This window comes from Streptomyces sp. NBC_00513, assembly GCF_041431415.1.
Lineage (GTDB): Bacteria > Actinomycetota > Actinomycetes > Streptomycetales > Streptomycetaceae > Streptomyces.
In genome coordinates this window covers 1,891,356-1,909,831 of sequence record NZ_CP107845.1, presented here as the reverse complement: position 1 = coordinate 1,909,831, position 18,476 = coordinate 1,891,356, and the positions used below count along the sequence as shown (strand labels likewise).

Sequence of the window (18,476 nt, the reverse complement as noted above, 5' to 3'; positions counted from 1 at the left end):
GGGCCTTTGCGCGTTCAGGCGGGGGCGGGGCCGGTGGAGTCGCGGACGACGAGTTCGACGGGGATGTCGGGGGCGGACCAGGGGGTGCCGTCGAGGACGGCGAGGAGGGCGCTCATGCCCTGCTCGCCGACGCGTTCGGCGGGCAGGCGGACGGTGGTGAGTTCGGGTTCGACGGCGGTGGCGAGGGCGAGGTCGTCGAAGCCGGTGACGGAGAGGTCGTCGGGGACGCGCAGGCCGAGGCGGCGGGCGGCCTTGCAGGCACCGGCGGCGAGGATGTCGTCGTCGCAGATGACGGCGGTGGGTCGGGGCCCGGGTGCCTTCAGGAGGGCTTCCATGGCGGTGCGGGCGCCGTGGACGGTGAGGGGGGCCCTGATGGTGCGCAGTTCGGTGGAGGGGCCCAGGAGGGCCGGCAGGGCCTTGGCGCGGATGTCGAAGGTCCAGGAGTCGACGGCGGAGGCGAGGTGGAGGAAGCGGCGGTGGCCGTGGTCGAGGAGGTGGGTGGCGGCTTGGCGCATGCCGTCGGCCATGGCGAGGTTGACGTGGGCGGCGGCGGTGTCGGAGGCGGGGTCGCTGTCGAGCATGACGAGGGGGAGGCCTTCGCGGCCGAGGGCGTCGAGGGCGTCGGCGGCCATGGAGGAGGCGATGACTCCGTCGAGGGCGGCGCGGGCGGAGGCGAAGGGGTCGCGGGCGGGTCCGGTGCCGTCGGGGGAGGGGTAGAGGACGACGCCGAAGCCGTGTTCGGCGGCGACGCGGGCGGCGCCGGTGTAGACGCGGGCGAAGAACTCGTTGGTGAGGGCGGGGACGACGAGGAGGGCGGTGCGGGTGGAGCCGAGGCGCAGGTTGCGGGCGGCGAGGTTGGGGCGGTAGCCGAGGGTGGCGGCGCTCTCGCGGACGAGGTCGGCGGTGCGTTCGGAGACGCGGCCGCGCCATTTGTCGCCGAGGACGAGGGAGACGGTGGCCTGGGAGACCCCGGCGGCGGCGGCGACGTCCCGGCTGGTGGGTCTCGTCACAGGGGGCTCCCGTTGTCGCAGGTCATGGGGTGGGGGGTGGTCCGGCGGGTGGACCGGCGGACTGGGGACATGGTACGTATGACCCGTCAAGTTATACGTATTACCCCGGCTGGTTCCGGGCAGGAGGGGGCGGACATGGCCGCGGGTTACGCGGAGCTGCTCAAGACCAGGCACGCCGCGAGGCTGTTGGTGGGCACGCTCGTGGGGCGGTTGCCCAATGGCACCGCAGCCATCGCGATCGTGCTGTTCACCCGGGCCGAGGGGGGCAGCTACAGCCTGGCGGGCGCGCTGGCGGCGGCGTACGGGGTGGCGAACGCGGTGGGGCAGCCGTTGCTGGGTCGGGCCGTGGACCTGTACGGGCAGCCGCGCGTGCAGTTGCCGGCCGCGGTGGTGTCCGCGCTGGGCATGGTGTGGCTGGCGCTCGCGGGGACGGGGTCGGTGGCGGTGGCCTACGCGGCCGTGGTCGTGGCGGGGTTGTTCACGCCTCCGTTGGAGGGCGGGCTGCGCGCGCTGTGGCCGGGGGTGCTCGGCGGCAAGGAGGAGCGGGTCCACGTGGCGTACGCCATGGACGCGGTGGCGCAGGAGGTCATGTTCACGGTCGGTCCGCTGCTGGTGACGCTCTTCGTCGCGCTGTGGGACCCGGCGGTCGCGCTGCTGGTGATCAATGGCATCGGTGTGTTGGGCGCGCTGTCCGTGGTGGTCTCCGAGCCCTCTCGTACGTGGCGTTCCGCGCCGCGGGAGGCCCATTGGCTGGGTGCGCTGCGCTCTCGGGGGTTGCTGGCGCTGTTGGGCGCGTTCTTCTTCGTCGGTACGGCGCTGGGTTCGATCACGGTGGCCGGTGTGGCGTACGCGGACGATCACGGCGGTCAGGCGGTGTACGGCTGGTTGATGGCGGCCCTGGGCCTGGGCGCGCTGGTGGGCGGTGTGGTCTACGGGGCCCGGCAGTGGGCGGGGGCTGCGGAGCGGCGGCTGCGGATGCTGGTGGCGCTGCTCGCGGTCTGTTATCTGCCGTTGATGCTGACGCCGGGGCCGGTGGGCATGACGGCGTTGTCGGCGCTGGCGGGGGTGTTCCTGGCGCCCGCCATCGCGTGCGCGTTCATCGTCGTGGACCGGCACGCTCCGCGGGGCACGGTGACGGAGGCGTTCTCCTGGCTGGTGACCTTCTTCGGGGTGGGTGCGGCGATCGGTACGGCGGTGGCCGGGCCGGCGGTGGAACTGGGTGACACGAGGGCCGGTTTCGCGGTGGCGAGTGTGGCCGGCGCGGCGGCGTTGGTGGTGCTGATGGCCACTCAGCGGGTGCTCGCCGCCCCGGTGCGCGGCGGGGTCGTGGCGGGCGCCGGCGGGGCTGTCGTGGAGGGCTCGGAGGAGGGCTCCTCGGACCCTCTGATCAGAAACTGATCGGAACGGCGCCGGCGAACCCGGTTTCAGAAGAGGGCAGAAGGCGTAATGTTCAGTCATGGACCGCCGCATTTTCGGGCTGGAGAACGAGTACGGCGTCACGTGCACGTTCAGGGGACAGCGCCGACTGTCTCCTGACGAAGTGGCGCGCTACCTCTTCCGCCGTGTTGTGTCATGGGGCCGCAGCAGCAATGTCTTCCTGCGGAACGGCGCCCGCCTCTACCTCGACGTGGGTTCGCATCCGGAATATGCAACTCCCGAATGCGACAACCTGATCGAACTGGTCACCCACGACAAGGCCGGCGAGCGCATTCTCGAAGGCCTGCTCGTCGACGCCGAACGCCGCCTGCACGAGGAGGGAATCGCGGGCGACGTCTACCTGTTCAAGAACAACACCGACTCGGCGGGCAATTCTTACGGCTGCCACGAGAACTATCTCGTGGCGCGGCACGGAGAATTCTCCCGTCTGGCGGACATCCTCATTCCCTTCCTCGTCACGCGCCAGCTGATCTGTGGCGCGGGCAAGGTGCTCCAGACCCCTCGGGGCGCGGTCTACTGCGTCAGCCAGCGGGCCGAGCACATCTGGGAGGGCGTCAGTTCCGCCACGACGCGTTCCCGGCCGATCATCAACACCAGGGACGAGCCGCACGCGGATGCCGAGCGGTACCGGCGACTGCACGTGATCGTCGGTGACTCGAACATGTCCGAGACGACCATGCTGCTCAAGGTCGGGGCCACCGATCTGGTGCTGCGCATGATCGAGGCGGGCACCGTGATGCGGGACCTGACCCTGGAGAACCCGATCCGGGCCATCCGCGAGGTCAGCCACGACATCACGGGGCAGCGCAAGGTGCGCCTGGCGAGCGGTCGTGAGGCCTCGGCCCTGGAGATCCAGCGCGAGTACTACGACAAGGCCGTGGACTTCGCCGAGCGGCGGGGTATCCGCACCGGTGTCGTCGATCAGGTCCTGGAGCTGTGGGGTCGCACGCTGGACGCGATCGACGCGGAGGACCTGGACCGGATCGGGACCGAGATCGACTGGGTCATGAAGTACCAGTTGATCGAGCGGTACCGGGCCAAGCACAACATGACCATGTCGAACCCGCGGGTCGCCCAGATAGACCTCGCGTACCACGACATCCACCGTCGGCGCGGTCTGTACTACCTGCTGGAGCGCAAGGGGCAGGCGGCGCGGATCTGCAACGACCTGAAGATCTTCGAGGGCAAGTCGGTGCCCCCGCAGACGACCCGGGCCCGGCTGCGCGGCGACTTCATCCGCCGGGCGCAGGAGCAGAGGCGGGACTTCACGGTCGACTGGGTGCACCTGAAGCTGAACGACCAGGCGCAGCGGACGGTGCTGTGCAAGGACCCGTTCCGGTCGGTGGACGATCGGGTGGAGAAGTTGATCGCCGGGATGTGATGTCCGGCGGTGGAGGGCCCCGTGCGCAGTGGCGTGCGGGGCCCTTCGCACGGCGCCGCCTTGTCGGCGAGGGGGTTGGCCGTAGAGTGGGCCGCTACGACGGACCATTCCAGCGACCCTGAGGACCACTGTGCGACGCCGACTTGCTGCCGCGCTCATCGTGCCGGCTCTGATGCTCACCGCGGCCTGTGGAGGGGGCGACGACAAGGACAAGAAGGATTCCGCGTCTCCGTCGGCCGATGCCTCGCAGCCCTCGGTACCGAAGGCGGTCGCTTCCGCGGACCCGATGCCCACCGTGGCGGGTGAGGCGGGGAAGAAGGCGGAGATCACCGTCCCCAAGGGCGACCCGAGCGGCAAGTTCGTGGTGAGCACGGTCAAGGAGGGGTCGGGCGCGGAGATCAAGAAGGGCGATCTCGTCGTCACGAAGTACACGGGCAAGGTCTGGAAGGGCGGCAAGGACCTGAACGGGTCCTACGACGAGGGTGGTGCGTCGATCGTCGTCACCGCCGGTTCTCCGGAGATCCTGCCGTTGTTCAGCGAGTCCGTGGTGGGCAAGAAGGTCGGCAGCCGTGTGCTGGTCGTGGCGCCTCCGGCGGCCGCGTTCGGTGACAAGGGTCAGCCGCAGCTGGGGGTCGGTCCGGCCGACAACCTGGTCTTCGTGATGGACATCGACTCGACCCTGCCGAAGAAGGCCGAGGGCACGCAGGCGCCGATCCCCTCGGACCTGCCCCAGGTCAAGGCGGACAAGGACGAGGCCGCCACGATCACGATCCCGAAGAACGACCCTCCGAAGGAGCTGGTCGACAAGGTCCTGATCGAGGGCAAGGGTCCCGAGGTCAAGAACGGCCAGACCGTCTACATGCAGTACAGCGGTGCCGCGTGGGCGCCGAACCAGGGCAAGGATGCCGCGAAGCTGTTCGACACGTCGTGGAAGACCGGCTCGCCGTTCTCGACGGCGATCGGCAAGGGGCAGGTCATCGAGGGCTGGGACAAGGGTCTGGTCGGCAAGAAGGTCGGCAGCCGCGTCCTGCTGGTGATTCCGCCGGAGATGGCCTACAAGGACCAGGCCAAGGGCGAGGACCTGCCGGCCAACTCCACGCTGGCCTTCGTCGTGGACATCGTCGGAGCAGTGTAAGACTGGTTCGGTCCTCTTCCCGGTTCAGGCCGGGAGGGGCCCCGGTTCGTAGATTTGAGGAGCAGTTCCGTGAGTGACCAGCTTGAGAAGCCCGAGATCGACTTCCCCGAGGGCGATGCCCCCGCCGATCTCGTGATCGAGGACATCTGGGTGGGCGACGGCGCCGAGGCCAAGGTCGGTGCGTTCATCAAGGTCCACTACGTGGGCGTGGCGTTCTCCACCGGCGAGGAGTTCGACGCCTCCTGGAACCGCGGTTCCGCGCTGGCGTTCCAGCTCGGTGTCGGTCAGGTCATCAAGGGCTGGGACCAGGGCGTGCAGGGCATGAGGGTCGGTGGCCGCCGCAAGATCACCATTCCCGCGCACCTCGCGTACGGGGACAGCGGCGCGGGTGGCGGCCTGATCGCCCCGGGCGAGACGCTGATCTTCGTCTGTGACCTGATGGACGCCTGATCCCTCGGTCGTGACAGTTGTGGGGCCCCCGCCGGACGGCGGGGGCCCTCGCTTTTGCGGGGGACCGCCGGGACGGTACGGTCAACGGTCACGAGGCCGTGCGCGTACGCGTACGCCGGGGGTGTGCGTCGAGAAGGGCGGAAGGGCGTCGATGGCGATTGCCAAGGCCGAGCGGCTGATGAATCTGGCGCTGTGTCTGCTGGGGACCCGACGGCCCCTCAGCAAGCGTGAGCTGCGCGGTTCGATCGAGGCCTACATGGAAGCCGGCAACGACGAATCCTTCAACCGGATGTTCGAACGGGACAAGGACGACCTGCGGGAACTCGGCCTGGTCATCGAGACGGTGGAGAACCTGGACGGTGACACGGGCTATCTGGCCCGTCGGGACAGCAATCGGCTGCCGCCGGTCTCCCTGGACGCCGAGGAGGCCGCCGCCCTCGGGTTGGCGGCGAAGGTCTGGCAGCAGGCCCGTCTGGCGGGCGCGGCCAGCGGCGCACTGCAGAAGCTGCGCGCGGGCGGAATGCCCGAGGCGGGCGACCCGTACGAGGGTCAACACAGTGCCATCGAGCCGCGGATCCCGGTGCACGAGGCGGCCTTCGAGCCGCTGATGTTGGCGTGCCGCGACCGGCGGCCGGTGGTCTTCGACTACCGCAAGTCCACCGCGGCGAGGCCCGAGACCCGTCAGGTCGAGCCGTGGGCGTTGGAGTGCTGGCGCGGTCACTGGTACCTGGCCGGCTTCGACCGGGACCGCGGTGCGGAGCGGGTGTTCCGGCTCTCCCGGATCACCGGCAAGGTCCGCTCCCGGGCGGCGAAGTACACCGCGCAGGTGCCGGACGTGGTGACCGTGCGGGAGACCGTCGCGAGCTGGGCCGGCGAGAGCGCCGATCGTTCCGCGCTGATCCGGCTGCGTACCGGGGCCGGCTATCCGCTGCGGGCCAAGGCCACCGGGGTGCGCGAGGGCGTGGCCGAGGGCTGGGACGAGCTGGAGATCCCGTACGGGCACGGGCTGGACGCCTGGCTGGTCGAGTTCGGCCCGGACGTCGTGGTGCTGGGACCCGCGGACCTGCGGGCCGACGTGGTGGACCGGCTGCGCGCCGTCGCCAAGGGCTGAACCGCAACATTCGCCAGAACCGCCCTGAGGGGGAGACGTACCAGCATGGCTGCGAACGCCATTGACCAGACCCGCCGGATGCTGTCCCTGGTGACGTATCTGCGCGAACGCCCCGGAGCGCACGTCGCCGACGTCGCGCGCGCCTTCGGGATCACCGAGGACGAGCTGATCTCGGACCTCGACGTGCTGCCCATGTGCGGCACCAGCTTCCGGGGCGGGGACCTGCTCGACATCGACACCGACGGGGAGCGCATCTGGTGGCGCAACCCCGACGCGTCGGGGGAGTCCACCGCCGAGCCGCTGCGGCTGGCCGCCGACGAGGCGACCGCGCTGCTGGTCGCCGCCCGCGCGGTGGCCACCCTTCCGGGGTTGCGCGAGAGCGACCGGGACGCGTTGCTGCGGGCCACGGCCAAGCTGGAGGCCGCGGCGGGCGAGGTCGCCGGCGCGAGCTCCCGGCTGTCGGTGACCTTCGAGTCGGAGGGCGGGGTCTTCGCGGACGTCGACCGCGCCATCGCCGAGCGGCGCCGGGTCCGGCTGCGGTACTACTCGCCCGCGCGGGACGAGCTGACCGAGCGCACGGTGGACCCGATCCGGCTGTTCGCCGTGGGTCACACGTACATGGAGGGGTGGTGCCACCTCTCGGAGGCCCGGCGGACCTTCCGTCTGGACCGGGTCGCCGAGATCACGCTCCTGGACGAGCGGTCCGACCCGCCCGCGATCGAGCCGCGCGACCTGTCCGAGGGGCTGGTCCAGCCGGCCGCCGAGGACCCGGAGGTCGTGGTCGAGGTGGGCCCGGGCGGGCGCTGGGTCGCCGAGTACTACCCGCACGACAGCGCCGAGGAGCTGGCGGAGGGCGGTCTGCGGATCACCCTGCGCAGCCCGGACCCGGCCTCGCTGCGCCGGCTGGCGCTGCGGCTGGGCCGCGAGGGGCGCATCGTGTCGCCGCCGGAGCTGGCGGACAGCGCGCGGAAGGCGGCTGGAGAGGCGCTCGCGGGGTACGGGGAACAGGGCTAGGGGGAGCGGGGAGCGATGTCGCCATCATCGGGGCCGGTGCCGGGGTCCGGCCCGGCGGATTCGGCGGCGGCGCCCGCCGCGGTCACCTTCAAGGCGGGCTGTCCGCAGTGCCGGGCCCGGTTCGAGCTGGGGGCGGGCGCGCTGAGACTGGCCATCGGAGGCAGTCGGCGGACCACCTTCTACTCGTTCACGTGCCCCGAGTGCGGCGCTTCCGTCCGCAAACCCGCCGGTGAACGGATCGTGGAGCTGCTGACGGGTGGCGGAGTGAGCACCCTGCGCAGTGTCTGAGCCGGTCGTGGCCTAGGCTCGTCCCATGCTGTGGCCGATGCTCGCAATTGCCCTGGGTTTCCTCGGTGTCGCCGTTCTCGGCGTGCTGGCCGTACGAGTCTTCGTGCAGGTCCGGCGGTTGTCCGGCCAGGTGGCCGACGCCAGCCGCCGGATCACCGAGGCCTCGGGCGACCTGGAACGGGCCGCGAGCGATCTGGCCCGCACGGGACGCGCCACACTCCCGTAACCCCTGCCCATGGAAACCGCGGGTCGGGACCCGTACCGTCGGTCCCCTCACCCGTGCGCACGGATGCGGGGAGACGCCGGGGGATTGCCGGGCGTTAACCCCCGGGGGTTACGATCGTTGCAGGAGGGCGCGGCGGATCTTCGTCCGGCGTGACCCGCCACCACAACCAGCCGTTTCGGTGAGTAAGGAAGACACACATGATCGGCAATCTGAAGCCCCTTGAGATCCTTCTGATCATCGCTGTCATCGTGTTGCTGTTCGGTGCCAAGAAGCTCCCCGAGATGGCTCGCTCCCTCGGCAAGTCGGCCCGCATCCTCAAGAGCGAGGCGAAGGCCATGAAGAAGGACGGCGAGCCCGACGACGCGGCCACCGCCGCCACGGTCGCCGACCAGGCCGGCGCCCAGCCGGTCGCGCCGCGCACGATCCAGGCCGCGCCCGGTGACGTCACCAGCTCGCGCCCGGTCACCGAGCCGAACCGCACCACCCAGGGCTGACGGCCGACGGCCACACCGGTCACGCCAGTCATCTGCATCGAGACGAGGGACGTGGGTTGCTCAAGTCTGCCCGCAAGCAGGAGAAAGCGGACAAGGACGCCGAAGGGCGCATGCCTCTTGTCGAGCACCTGCGTGAGCTGAGAAACCGCCTGCTGAAGTCGGTCCTGGCGATCATTCTGATCACCAGCGTCGCGGCCTTCTTCTACAAGGACCTCATCGACTTCATGCTGAAGCCGATGCTGGGCTCCGTCGGCTGCACCGACGGGGTGGTGTCGCAGCGCAACGGCCGCCCCTGCGCCGACATGACCGTGAACGGCCTCATCGCGCCGTTCTCGATCGCCCTCAAGGTCTCGCTCACCGCGGGCATCGTGCTCTCCGCCCCGGTGTGGCTCTACCAGCTGTGGGCCTTCGTGGCCCCCGGCCTGCACGGCCACGAGAAGAAGTACGCGATCAGCTTCGTCGCGGTCGGAGCGCCGCTCTTCGGCGCCGGCGCGGTCCTCGCGTACAAGATCCTTCCGCAGACCGCGACGATCCTGCTGGAATTCACCCCCGATCACGCGCGCAACCTGCTGCCGGTCGACGACTACCTCGACCTGGTCACGCGGATGGTCGTCGTCTTCGGCCTCGCCTTCGAACTGCCGTTGCTGCTGATCCTGCTGAACTTCACCGGGGTCCTCACCGCGAAGCGTCTGGCGAGCTGGTGGCGGGTGATGGTCCTCGGCATCACGATCTTCTCCGCCTTCGCGACGCCCACCGGTGACCCGCTGACCATGGTGTCGCTGGCCGCACCGATCGTCGCCCTCTACTTCATCGCGCTCGGTATCTGCCTGATCAACGACCGCAGGCGCAGGCGCAAGAACCCCGACGCGGGCCTCGACGACGACGAGGCAGCCGAGCTGGACCTGACCCCCGCCCCGATCGGCGCGGTGGGCTCCGCGCCCGCCGCCTCCGCACTGCCGGAGCAGGCAGACGGCGGACGCCGACAGATCAACGGTTACGACGACGCGACCTGACGGTCGGGCCCCGGACCACCGGGGCCGCACGCCCCTCGCGGAGCTTGCGTCCTTCCGCCCCTTCCCGTACCGGATCACCCTCGACGGCGGGCCCGTCATCGAGACCGAGGCCACGCTGGTGGCCGTCGGCAACAGCTCCTCCTACGGCGGCGGCATGCGCATCTGCGCGGACGCGGTGCCCGACGACGGACTGTTCGACGTCACCGTGGTCGGCGACTGCGGCCGGGGCACCCTGCTCAAGGTGTTACCGCAGGTCTACAAAGGGACGCATCTCGGCCACCCGAAGGTGACCGTCCACCGGGCCTCCAAGGTCACCCTGGAGGCCGCCGGCATCACCGCCTACGCGGACGGCGAGCCGCTGGGGCCGCTGCCGGTGACGGCCGAGTGCGTACCGGCGGCCTTGCGGCTCCTCACGTAGGGGGTGTCCCGCCGATCCGACCGGGCCCGTTCCGGCCACCCGTACTCGTCGTAAAGATCGCGACTGTTGTCAGGGCCGGCGGGTAGGCTCGACGACAAGATGACCGAAGAACTCTCACCCGCGGAGCGCTACGCCGCTGCCCGGATCCGCGCCGCCGAAGAGGCCACCGCCCTGGCACCCTTCCGCGAGATGTACGAATTCGGCCTGGACCCGTACCAGGTCGAGGCATGCCAGGCACTGGAGGCCGGAAAGGGCGTTCTCGTCGCCGCGCCGACCGGCTCGGGCAAGACGATCGTCGGCGAGTTCGCCGTGCACCTCGCCCTGCGGCAGGGCCGCAAGTGCTTCTACACCACGCCCATCAAGGCCCTGTCGAACCAGAAGTACGCCGACCTCGTCAAGCGCTACGGCGCCGACAAGGTGGGCCTGCTGACCGGCGACAACAGCGTCAACTCCGAGGCGCCCGTGGTCGTCATGACCACCGAGGTGCTCCGCAACATGCTCTACGCGGGCTCCCGGTCGCTGCGCGGCCTCGGCTACGTCGTGATGGACGAAGTGCACTACCTCTCCGACCGGTTCCGCGGAGCCGTCTGGGAGGAGGTCATCATCCACCTCCCCGAGTCGGTGACCCTGGTCTCCCTCTCCGCGACCGTGTCCAACGCCGAGGAGTTCGGCGACTGGCTCGACACCGTGCGCGGCGACACCGAGGTGATCGTCTCCGAGGAGCGGCCCGTTCCGCTGTGGCAGCACGTCATGGCCGGCCGCCGGGTGTACGACCTCTTCGAGGAGGAGTCCGACCACGGGGGTCGCGGCTCCGGCCGCCGCGAGGTCAACCCGGACCTGCTGCGCATGGCGCGCGAGGAGAACAGCCGCACGTACAACCCGAAGGACCGGCGGCGCGGCAAGATGGTCCGCGAGGCCGACCGTGAGCGCGAGCGACGTTCCCGCAGCCGGATCTGGACCCCGAGCCGGCCCGAGGTCATCGGCCGGCTCGGCAACGACGACCTGCTCCCCGCCATCAACTTCATCTTCAGCCGGGCCGGCTGCGAGGCCGCCGTCCAGCAGTGCCTCTACGCCGGGCTGCGGCTCAACGACGAGGCCGGGCGCCTGCGGGTGCGCGAGATCGTCGAGGCACGGACCGCCACCATCCCCAGCGAGGACCTGCACGTCCTCGGCTACTACGAGTGGCTGGAAGGCCTGGAGCGGGGCATCGCCGCACACCACGCGGGCATGCTGCCGAAGTTCAAGGAGGTCGTCGAGGAACTCTTCGTCCGCGGCCTCGTGAAGGCCGTCTTCGCCACCGAGACCCTCGCGCTGGGCATCAACATGCCCGCCCGCACGGTCATCCTGGAGAAGCTGGTCAAGTGGAACGGCGAACAGCACGCCGACATCACCCCGGGTGAGTACACGCAGCTCACCGGGCGTGCCGGCCGGCGCGGCATCGACGTCGAGGGTCACGCGGTGGTGCTCTGGCAGCGGGGCATGGACCCGGCGGCCCTCGCCGGACTCGCCGGCACCCGCACCTATCCGCTGCGCTCCAGCTTCAAGCCCTCGTACAACATGGCCGTGAACCTGGTCCAGCAGTTCGGGCGGCACCGCTCGCGCGAACTCCTGGAGACCTCCTTCGCGCAGTTCCAGGCGGACCGCTCGGTCGTCGGCATCTCCAAGCAGGTCCAGCGCAACGAGGAGGGACTCCAGGGCTACCAGGAGGGCATGACCTGTCACCTGGGGAACTTCGAGGAGTACGCGCGGCTGCGCCGCGACCTCAAGGACCGCGAGACGGAACTCGCCAAGCAGGGCGCGGCCCAGCGCCGGGCGCAGGCCGCCGGATCGCTGGAGAAGCTCAAGCCGGGCGACATCATCCACGTGCCGACCGGCAAGTTCGCCGGACTGGCGCTGGTCCTCGACCCGGGCGTGCCCGCCGGCCGCTCCAACGGGCATCGCGGACACGAGTACACCGAGGGCCCGCGCCCGCTGGTGCTCACCGCCGAACGCCAGGTCAAGCGGCTCGCCGCCATCGACTTCCCGGTGCCCGTCGAGGCGATCGACCGGATGCGGATCCCGAAGACCTTCAACCCCCGTTCGCCGCAGTCCCGTCGGGACCTGGCGACCGCGCTGCGCAGCAAGGCCGGGCACGTCAGCCCGGAGCGTCAGCGGCGAGGCCGCGCCGCCGCGGCCGACGACCGCGAGATCGCCCGGCTGCGCACCGAACTGCGGGCACACCCGTGCCACGGCTGCGACGAGCGCGAGGACCACGCCCGTTGGGCCGAGCGCTACCACCGACTCCAGCGGGACACCCAGCAGTTGGAGCGGCGGATCGAGGGGCGGACGAACACCATCGCCCGCACCTTCGACCGGATCCACGCCCTGCTCACCGAGTTGGACTACCTGCGCGAGGACGAGGTCACCGTGCACGGCAAGCGGCTCGCCCGGCTGTACGGGGAGCTCGACCTGCTGGCGTCGGAATGCCTGCGCGAGGGGGTCTGGGAAGGTCTCTCCCCGGCCGAACTCGCCTCCTGCGTTTCGGCGTTGGTGTTCGAATCCCGGCAGGCCGACGACGCGGTGGCGCCCAAGGTGCCCGGCGGCGCGGCGAAGGCGGCGCTCGGCGAGATGATCCGGATCTGGGGTCGGCTCGACGCGCTGGAAGAGGAGCACCGCATCAACCAGGCGGAGGGGGTGGGCCAGCGCGAACCGGATCTCGGCTTCGCGTGGGCGGCCTACCAGTGGGCCTCCGACAAGAGCCTGGACGAGGTGCTGCGCGAGGCGGAGATGCCCGCCGGCGACTTCGTGCGCTGGTGCAAGCAGGTCATCGACGTGCTGGGGCAGATCGCCGCCGCGGCCCCGTCGTCCTCGGACAGCGGGAGCACCGTGGCGCGAAACGCCCGTAAGGCCGTGGACGCACTCCTTCGGGGTGTAGTGGCATACAGCTCCATCAGCTAGACACTTTTGGGGCTTCCTCCGAGAGTCGGGATGGCCGGATCTCATCTCTTGCCATGATCGATTCGACGTGTCCTGTGCGACGATCGATCGCATGAGTGGGGGAACGGACGAAGGACCGAGACGGGTCGGTCGGCCTCGCGCCGATCAACTGAGACCGGAAAGCGGCCGGCCGCCGCGCGAGGAACTCCTGCGCGCGGCGGCCGAGCTGTTCACGGCGCGAGGGTACGGGGCCACCACCACACGGGCGGTGGCCGAGCGGGCCGGAATGCGCCAGGCCACGATGTACCACTACTTCGGCGGCAAGGAGGAACTCCTCGCCGAACTCCTGGAATCCACGGTGGCGCCCTCACTGGCGCTGGCCCGCCGACTGTCGGCCGAGAGCGGCCGGCCCGCGGCGCACCGACTGTGGGAGCTGTGCCGCTCGGACGTGATGCTGCTGTGCGGGGCGCCGTACAACCTGGGCGCGCTGTACCTGCTGCCCGAGGTCGCCGGGGACCGGTTCGCCAGGTTCCACCGGATGCGCGGTGAACTGCGCGACGTCTACCTGGAGTTGCTGTACTCCGCCTCGGTCGACACCGAACTGGTCGACGACAGGGCCGGGTTGACCCTGCGCAACGACCTCGTCTTCGGGCTGATCGAGGGCGTCATGCTCATCCGCCGCTCCGATCCGGCGCGCCCGATGGCGACCTTCGCGGAGGCCGCGGCCGATGCCGCCCTGCGGATCGCGGGCGTGGAGCGCTGAACGCCGGCGCGGCCCTGGCGCGAAGTGCCGGGGCGGGCGTGGCGGTCGGTCGGGTCGGGCGTGTCAGGCGCCCTGCGCGGGTCCGGCGGCTCCGGGATCGGATTCCCAGCCCGCCCGGTCGTCCCAGGCGCGCAGGCTCAGCCCGCTCTCCAGGCGATGGGGCGTACCGGTGACGGGATCGGTGAACTCCAGCTTCCGCGCGAGGAGTTGGAGCGGTCGACGGTAGTCGCCCGGATCCGCCGCCGCGGCGACCACCGGATAGACCGGGTCCCCGAGGATCGGCAGGCCCAGGCGGTTCATGTGCACCCGCAGCTGGTGGGTCCGACCGGTGTGCGGAGTCAACCGGTAGCGGCCCAGGTCGCCCCGTACGGCGACGAGCTCGACGCGGCTCTCGGCATTGGGTTGCATGTCCGGGAGCTCCACGGCCGCCATCACCCCGCGGACCTTCTCGATGTGGCTGCGAACGGTGCGGGGCAGCTCCACCGAGGGATCGTGCGGGGCGAGGGCCTCGTACTCCTTCGAGACCTTCCGCTGCTCGAAGAGCGACTGGTACGCCCCGCGGTCCTCGGGACGGATGCTGAACATCACCAGTCCGGCGGTCATCCGGTCCAGCCGGTGCGCCGGGCTCAGCGTCGGCAGGTCCAACTCCGCCCGCAACCGCGCCAGGGCGGTCTGGGTGACGTGGCTGCCGCGCGGGGTGGTCGCCAGGAAGTGCGGCTTGTCCACGACCAGCAGGTGCGCGTCCCGATGCACGACCCGGATCGGGAAGGGCACCACGGGCTCGGTCGGCATGTCCCGGTGGAACCACAGGAAGCCGCCCGCCTCGTACGGGTCCTCGGGGCGCAGCACCCGCCCGCCGACGCCGAGCACCCGGCCGTCGCGCAGGAGCCGCGCCATCGACTCGGCCCCACGGGTTCCCGCGTACCGCGCGGTGAGGTAGGTGCCGAGATCCGGCCACATCCCCTCCGGGTCGGGGGGAAGCCGCAGGCGTACCGGATCGATGCCGGAGACCTGGGGCAGGGGCGCGGGCGGGATGTTCCGTTTCATCGGGCTCCAGCCTAGGCGCTGCCGCTGCCGCTGCCGCTACTGCTCGGTGAAGGTGCCCAGGTGGTCGGCGTCCAGGTACTCGACGCGGAGCGTGCCGTCGGAGAACGTGACCCCGGTACGGCCCACGGCGTTCTCGCCGACGGTCTCGAAGCTGAACACGTCGCCGTCGTAGTGGGTGAGCGGGAAACGCATGGGCTTCGGCCCGAGGGCGAGGGTCAGCCCGTCGCCGTCCGGGTTGGCGGTGACGGTGGCCTCGCCGTAGTAGGGGTTGTCGTAGGTCCCGGTGTACGCGCCGTCCTCCTGGGCCGGCTTCGCGCCGGCGGGCGGGTGGGCGTAGTCGGTGGGGGAGCGGCCCGCGGCGTCCATCTGCGCGTACAGGGCCCCGGTCAGCGCCAGCCAGTCGGTTGTGGCCTTGCCGTGTTCGGCGAAGTCGAAGAAGTCCAGGGCCACGGCGTCGGCGAGACCGACCGGGGCGCCATTGGTCAGGACGACGATCCCGAGCTGTTCCAAGGGAAGCATCGTCACGTTGGTGTTGGCGCCGAGTTCGAAGGCGCCGGAGTGACTCAGACGCAGCCGTCCGGCCTGGTCGTAGGAGACGTTCCAACCGAGACCGTAGAAACCGGTCGTCGCGGTGGGCGTGGCGGGCGGCTGCGAGACGATCTCCGCGACATGGGTACGGGCCAGGGTGTCCCGCGGGACGACGCGCCGGCCGTCGAGGGTGCCTTCGGCCAGCTGGAGGCGCAGCCAGCGGGACATGTCACGGGCCGTCGAGCTGACCCCGCCCGCCGGGGACTGGGCGTCCGGGTCGCGGACGAAGCGCGGGCTCCAGGTGCCGTCGGGGTTCCTCACGTGGGTGGCGGCCTTGTCCGTCGCCCGTTCGAAGGCGGCGAACTCCGTGCTGGTGCGCGTCATGCCCGCCGGCTTGAAGAGGGTGTCCCGCGCGAGCTTCTGCCAGCTGGTGCCGTGGGCCCGGGCGATGGCCTCGGCGGCGGCCGTGAACCCGAAGTTGGTGTACGCGTAGCTCGCGCGGAAGGGGGTGAGGGGCTCCAGGCGCAGGTGATCGAGGATGTACGCCTGGTCGTAGCCGAGGTCTTCGAGGAGGTCCCCGGCATGGTCGGGGAGGCCGCTGCGGTGCGAGAAGAGGTCGGCCGTGGAGACGTGGTCGGTGACCCACGGGTCCTTGAGGGAGAAACCGGGGAGCGGGACGTGCCGGTCCCACTCGTCGGGGGTGGTCAGGGCGCCGGCCACCACCGTCGAGGAGACGGGCTTGGAGAGGGAGGCGATCTGGAAGACCGTGTCGGGGTCGACCTTCGCGCTCTCGCCGGTCCGGCGCAGTCCGAAGCCCTTGAGGTGGATGACCTCGTCGTTGTGGACCACGGCCACGGACACCCCCGGGACGCCGGTGCGCTTCATCATGTCCGTGACGGTGGCGTCGAGGCGGTCCACCGCCTTGTCGACGGCGGCGTCGGTCAGTCGGGGCTTCGGCGACGGGGGGCTCGGTGCGGCTGTCGCTCCCGCGGCGGTGGTCGCGGTGGCGGCGGTGGCCAGCATCACGGCAGCCCCTGCCGCGCCGAGCACGCGGAGCGTACGCATGGGGTCATTGTCCCGCCGGACGGGCGGGGGCGCGCGGTGGCCCGCCGGCCGGGCGTGGGGGTGGGCGGGGCGGCGTGCGGGGGCCTGCCGGGGCGTTCCGGGCGCGGGGCGGGTCTGGCGCGGGGCCGTTGCGCGGAGCGGCCCCGGCTGCGCCGGGCTTTCGGGGCTCCGCCCCGGGCCCCGCGCCTCAAACGCCGGCGGGGCTGGGTATGGCCGGGCCCCGGACCCCGCGCCTCAAACGCCGGCGGGGCTGGATGTGGTCGGGGTCTGGCGGGGGCCCCGGGGGTCAGACCGTGGCGGGGGTGGGGAGTTCCTGTTCGGCTTCGACCTTGGCGTTCCAGTCGCGCTTGATCGCGCGCCAGCCCTCGTCGGTCTCGCCCAGGCGCCAGTAGCCGGAGATGGAGAGACGTTCCCTCGGGATGCCGCGTTCGACGCGCAGGTGGCGGCGGAGCTCCTTCACGAAACCGGCCTCGCCGTGGACGAAGGCGTGGACGTCGGCGGAGGGGAACCGCAGGGAGGTGACCGCCTCGACCAGGGCCTCGCCGACGGGGCGGTTCCCGCGGTGCAGCCAGACGGGGACGATGCCGTCGGGGGTGGCGATCTTCTGCTCGTCGTCCGGGCCGTCGATCTCGATGAAGGCGTGTACCAGGGCCCCGGCCGGCATCCGCTCCATCGTCGCGGCGATGGCCGGCAGGGCGCTCTCGTCGCCCGCGAGGAGGTGCCAGCCCGCGTCCTCGGCAGGGGCGTAGGCGCCGCCCGGCCCGAGGAAGCGGACGAGTTCGCCCGGCTGGACGCGGGCGGCCCAGGGGCCGGCCAGGCCCTCGTCGCCGTGGACGACGAAGTCGAGGGTCAGCTCGCGGTGTGTCGGGTCCCAGCAGCGCACCGTGTACGCGCGCTGACGCGGCCACTCCTCGCTGGGGTGCGCGGAGCGGATCTGGTTCAGGTCCCACGGCACGGTGTACGTGACACCGTCCGGTGCGAACAGGAGTTTGACGTAGTGGTCGGTGAACTCGCCCGCGCCGAAACCGGCCAGACCCGCACCGCCCAGCACGATGCGCACCATGTGCGGCGTGAGCCGTTCGGTGTGTACGACGACAGCGGTGCCGACTGTGCGGGCGCGTCCTTCTGCCACGGCGTCTCCCCTGACTCCCCAGAAACTTAGGATTACCTAAGTTAGCACCTCAGGGGCGCAGCGCGCCTCCCAGGCGCGATACGGCTCCACCAAGACCCCACCGGCGGGCCAATGCGTCGACCATCTCCGGATCCGCGGGATCCGCCGGGAGCGCGGGATCGAAGGCGGGCAGCGGGACGTCCGAGGCGACCTGGACGACCTTCGGGGCCACCGCCAGATATGGCCGGGATTCATCCAGCCGTCGGCGCTGCGTGGGGGTGAGGCCCGACGTCGGGTCGTCGATCGCGGCGATGATCCCCGCGAGGTTCCCGTACGCGTCCAACAGTTTGGCCGCCGTCTTCTCGCCGATCCCCGGCACGCCCGGCAGGCCGTCGCTCGGGTCGCCCCGCAGCAGCGCCAGGTCCGCGTACCCGGGACCGTCCACCCCGTACTTCCCGCGCAGCCAGGCCTCGTCCGTGACCTGGAGGGTGCCCACGCCCTTGAGGGGGTACAGCACGCGGCGCCGCTTGGCGTCGTCCACCAGCTGGTAGAGGTCCCGGTCGCCGGTGACGATGTCCACCGGGCCGGTCGCCCGCGCCGTCAAGGTGCCGATCACGTCGTCGGCCTCGTAGTCGGCGACCCCCACCCGGGCGATCCCGAACGCGTCCAGCGCCGCCTCGATGATCGGCACCTGCGGCGCGAGGGTGTCCGGGGTCTCTTCCACATCCGGTCCGGTCGCGGTCTCCTCCGCGACCCGGTGGGCCTTGTAGGACGGGATCAGCTCCACCCGCCAGTGGGGTCGCCAATCGGCGTCCATGCAGGCCACCAGGTCGTCGGGACGGTGGTCCTGGACCAGCCGGCCGATGAAGTCGAGCAGCCCGCGCACGGCGTTGACCGGGGTGCCGTCGGGGGCCTTCACGGAGTCCGGCACACCGAAGTAGGCGCGGTAGTAGAGGGAGGCGGTGTCCAGGAGCATCAGGCGTCGTGTCGTCACGCTGACGATGATGCCGCAGCCGTCCGACGACCCGCGGCCGAGGACGGGTCGAGCCGTGCACGCGAATCCGGGGCC

General features: G+C 71.1%; 17 protein-coding genes and 1 pseudogene. 13 read left to right on the top strand and 5 right to left on the bottom strand.

The features are described from left to right. Nucleotides 1-14: 14 nt before the first annotated feature. Nucleotides 15-1,010: a LacI family DNA-binding transcriptional regulator gene (locus OHA84_RS09090; RefSeq protein ID WP_053678748.1), complete on the bottom strand. Its 996-nt coding sequence runs from the start codon at nucleotides 1,008-1,010 to the stop codon at nucleotides 15-17. A gap of 135 nt (nucleotides 1,011-1,145) precedes the next feature. Between OHA84_RS09090 and OHA84_RS09085 the strand changes: the two genes are divergently transcribed. The 13 genes and pseudogenes from OHA84_RS09085 to OHA84_RS09025 all read left to right on the top strand — a co-directional run bounded on the left by OHA84_RS09085 (nucleotide 1,146) and on the right by OHA84_RS09025 (nucleotide 13,656). Next, nucleotides 1,146-2,408, top strand: coding sequence for an MFS transporter (locus OHA84_RS09085; protein ID WP_371591334.1), 1,263 nt, complete (start codon nucleotides 1,146-1,148; stop codon nucleotides 2,406-2,408). Between the two features lie 58 nt (nucleotides 2,409-2,466). Beyond that, complete coding sequence (gene pafA, locus OHA84_RS09080; protein WP_053678744.1) at nucleotides 2,467-3,828, top strand: Pup--protein ligase; 1,362 nt, start codon at nucleotides 2,467-2,469, stop codon at nucleotides 3,826-3,828. 130 nt (nucleotides 3,829-3,958) lie between these two features. After that, the gene (locus OHA84_RS09075) at nucleotides 3,959-4,963 is read left to right on the top strand and encodes an FKBP-type peptidyl-prolyl cis-trans isomerase (RefSeq protein ID WP_266972276.1); all 1,005 of its coding nucleotides are present in this window, start codon (nucleotides 3,959-3,961) and stop codon (nucleotides 4,961-4,963) included. 69 nt (nucleotides 4,964-5,032) lie between these two features. Continuing rightward, nucleotides 5,033-5,413: an FKBP-type peptidyl-prolyl cis-trans isomerase gene (locus tag OHA84_RS09070; protein WP_053678740.1), complete on the top strand. Its 381-nt coding sequence runs from the start codon at nucleotides 5,033-5,035 to the stop codon at nucleotides 5,411-5,413. Nucleotides 5,414-5,564: 151 nt separating this feature from the next. Further along, nucleotides 5,565-6,524, top strand: coding sequence for a YafY family protein (locus tag OHA84_RS09065; protein WP_053678738.1), 960 nt, complete (start codon nucleotides 5,565-5,567; stop codon nucleotides 6,522-6,524). Nucleotides 6,525-6,569: 45 nt separating this feature from the next. Further along, the gene (locus tag OHA84_RS09060) at nucleotides 6,570-7,538 is read left to right on the top strand and encodes a YafY family protein (protein ID WP_053678736.1); all 969 of its coding nucleotides are present in this window, start codon (nucleotides 6,570-6,572) and stop codon (nucleotides 7,536-7,538) included. Between the two features lie 15 nt (nucleotides 7,539-7,553). After that, on the top strand, nucleotides 7,554-7,826 hold the full coding sequence (locus OHA84_RS09055; protein WP_078998915.1) for a hypothetical protein: 273 nt from the start codon (nucleotides 7,554-7,556) through the stop codon (nucleotides 7,824-7,826). Nucleotides 7,827-7,851: 25 nt separating this feature from the next. Further along, on the top strand, nucleotides 7,852-8,052 hold the full coding sequence (locus OHA84_RS09050; RefSeq protein WP_266972279.1) for a hypothetical protein: 201 nt from the start codon (nucleotides 7,852-7,854) through the stop codon (nucleotides 8,050-8,052). Nucleotides 8,053-8,249: 197 nt separating this feature from the next. Then, nucleotides 8,250-8,546, top strand: a complete 297-nt coding sequence (tatA, locus tag OHA84_RS09045; protein WP_053678731.1) for a Sec-independent protein translocase subunit TatA — start codon at nucleotides 8,250-8,252, stop codon at nucleotides 8,544-8,546. A gap of 56 nt (nucleotides 8,547-8,602) precedes the next feature. Next, nucleotides 8,603-9,559, top strand: a complete 957-nt coding sequence (gene tatC / locus OHA84_RS09040; RefSeq protein ID WP_053678729.1) for a twin-arginine translocase subunit TatC — start codon at nucleotides 8,603-8,605, stop codon at nucleotides 9,557-9,559. Nucleotides 9,560-9,593: 34 nt separating this feature from the next. Further along, a pseudogene (locus OHA84_RS09035) lies at nucleotides 9,594-9,977 on the top strand (sphingosine kinase); the annotation flags it as partial. A 99-nt stretch (nucleotides 9,978-10,076) separates the two neighbouring features. Next, on the top strand, nucleotides 10,077-12,914 hold the full coding sequence (locus OHA84_RS09030) for an RNA helicase (protein ID WP_266972282.1): 2,838 nt from the start codon (nucleotides 10,077-10,079) through the stop codon (nucleotides 12,912-12,914). Nucleotides 12,915-13,005: 91 nt separating this feature from the next. Next, nucleotides 13,006-13,656, top strand: a complete 651-nt coding sequence (locus OHA84_RS09025) for a TetR/AcrR family transcriptional regulator (RefSeq protein WP_266951265.1) — start codon at nucleotides 13,006-13,008, stop codon at nucleotides 13,654-13,656. A 63-nt stretch (nucleotides 13,657-13,719) separates the two neighbouring features. Here the strand turns inward: OHA84_RS09025 and OHA84_RS09020 are convergent, their stop codons facing one another. From OHA84_RS09020 to OHA84_RS09005, 4 genes are all read right to left on the bottom strand, one after another. After that, nucleotides 13,720-14,703 (bottom strand): pseudouridine synthase, encoded by a 984-nt coding sequence (locus tag OHA84_RS09020; RefSeq protein ID WP_053678724.1) that lies wholly within the window; start codon nucleotides 14,701-14,703, stop codon nucleotides 13,720-13,722. Nucleotides 14,704-14,739: 36 nt separating this feature from the next. Next, nucleotides 14,740-16,296 (bottom strand): serine hydrolase, encoded by a 1,557-nt coding sequence (locus OHA84_RS09015; protein ID WP_266972285.1) that lies wholly within the window; start codon nucleotides 16,294-16,296, stop codon nucleotides 14,740-14,742. Nucleotides 16,297-16,582: 286 nt separating this feature from the next. After that, nucleotides 16,583-17,428, bottom strand: a complete 846-nt coding sequence (locus tag OHA84_RS09010; protein ID WP_053677001.1) for a siderophore-interacting protein — start codon at nucleotides 17,426-17,428, stop codon at nucleotides 16,583-16,585. 49 nt (nucleotides 17,429-17,477) lie between these two features. Continuing rightward, nucleotides 17,478-18,383, bottom strand: coding sequence for a 5'-3' exonuclease (locus tag OHA84_RS09005; protein ID WP_266974113.1), 906 nt, complete (start codon nucleotides 18,381-18,383; stop codon nucleotides 17,478-17,480). Nucleotides 18,384-18,476 lie beyond the last annotated feature (93 nt).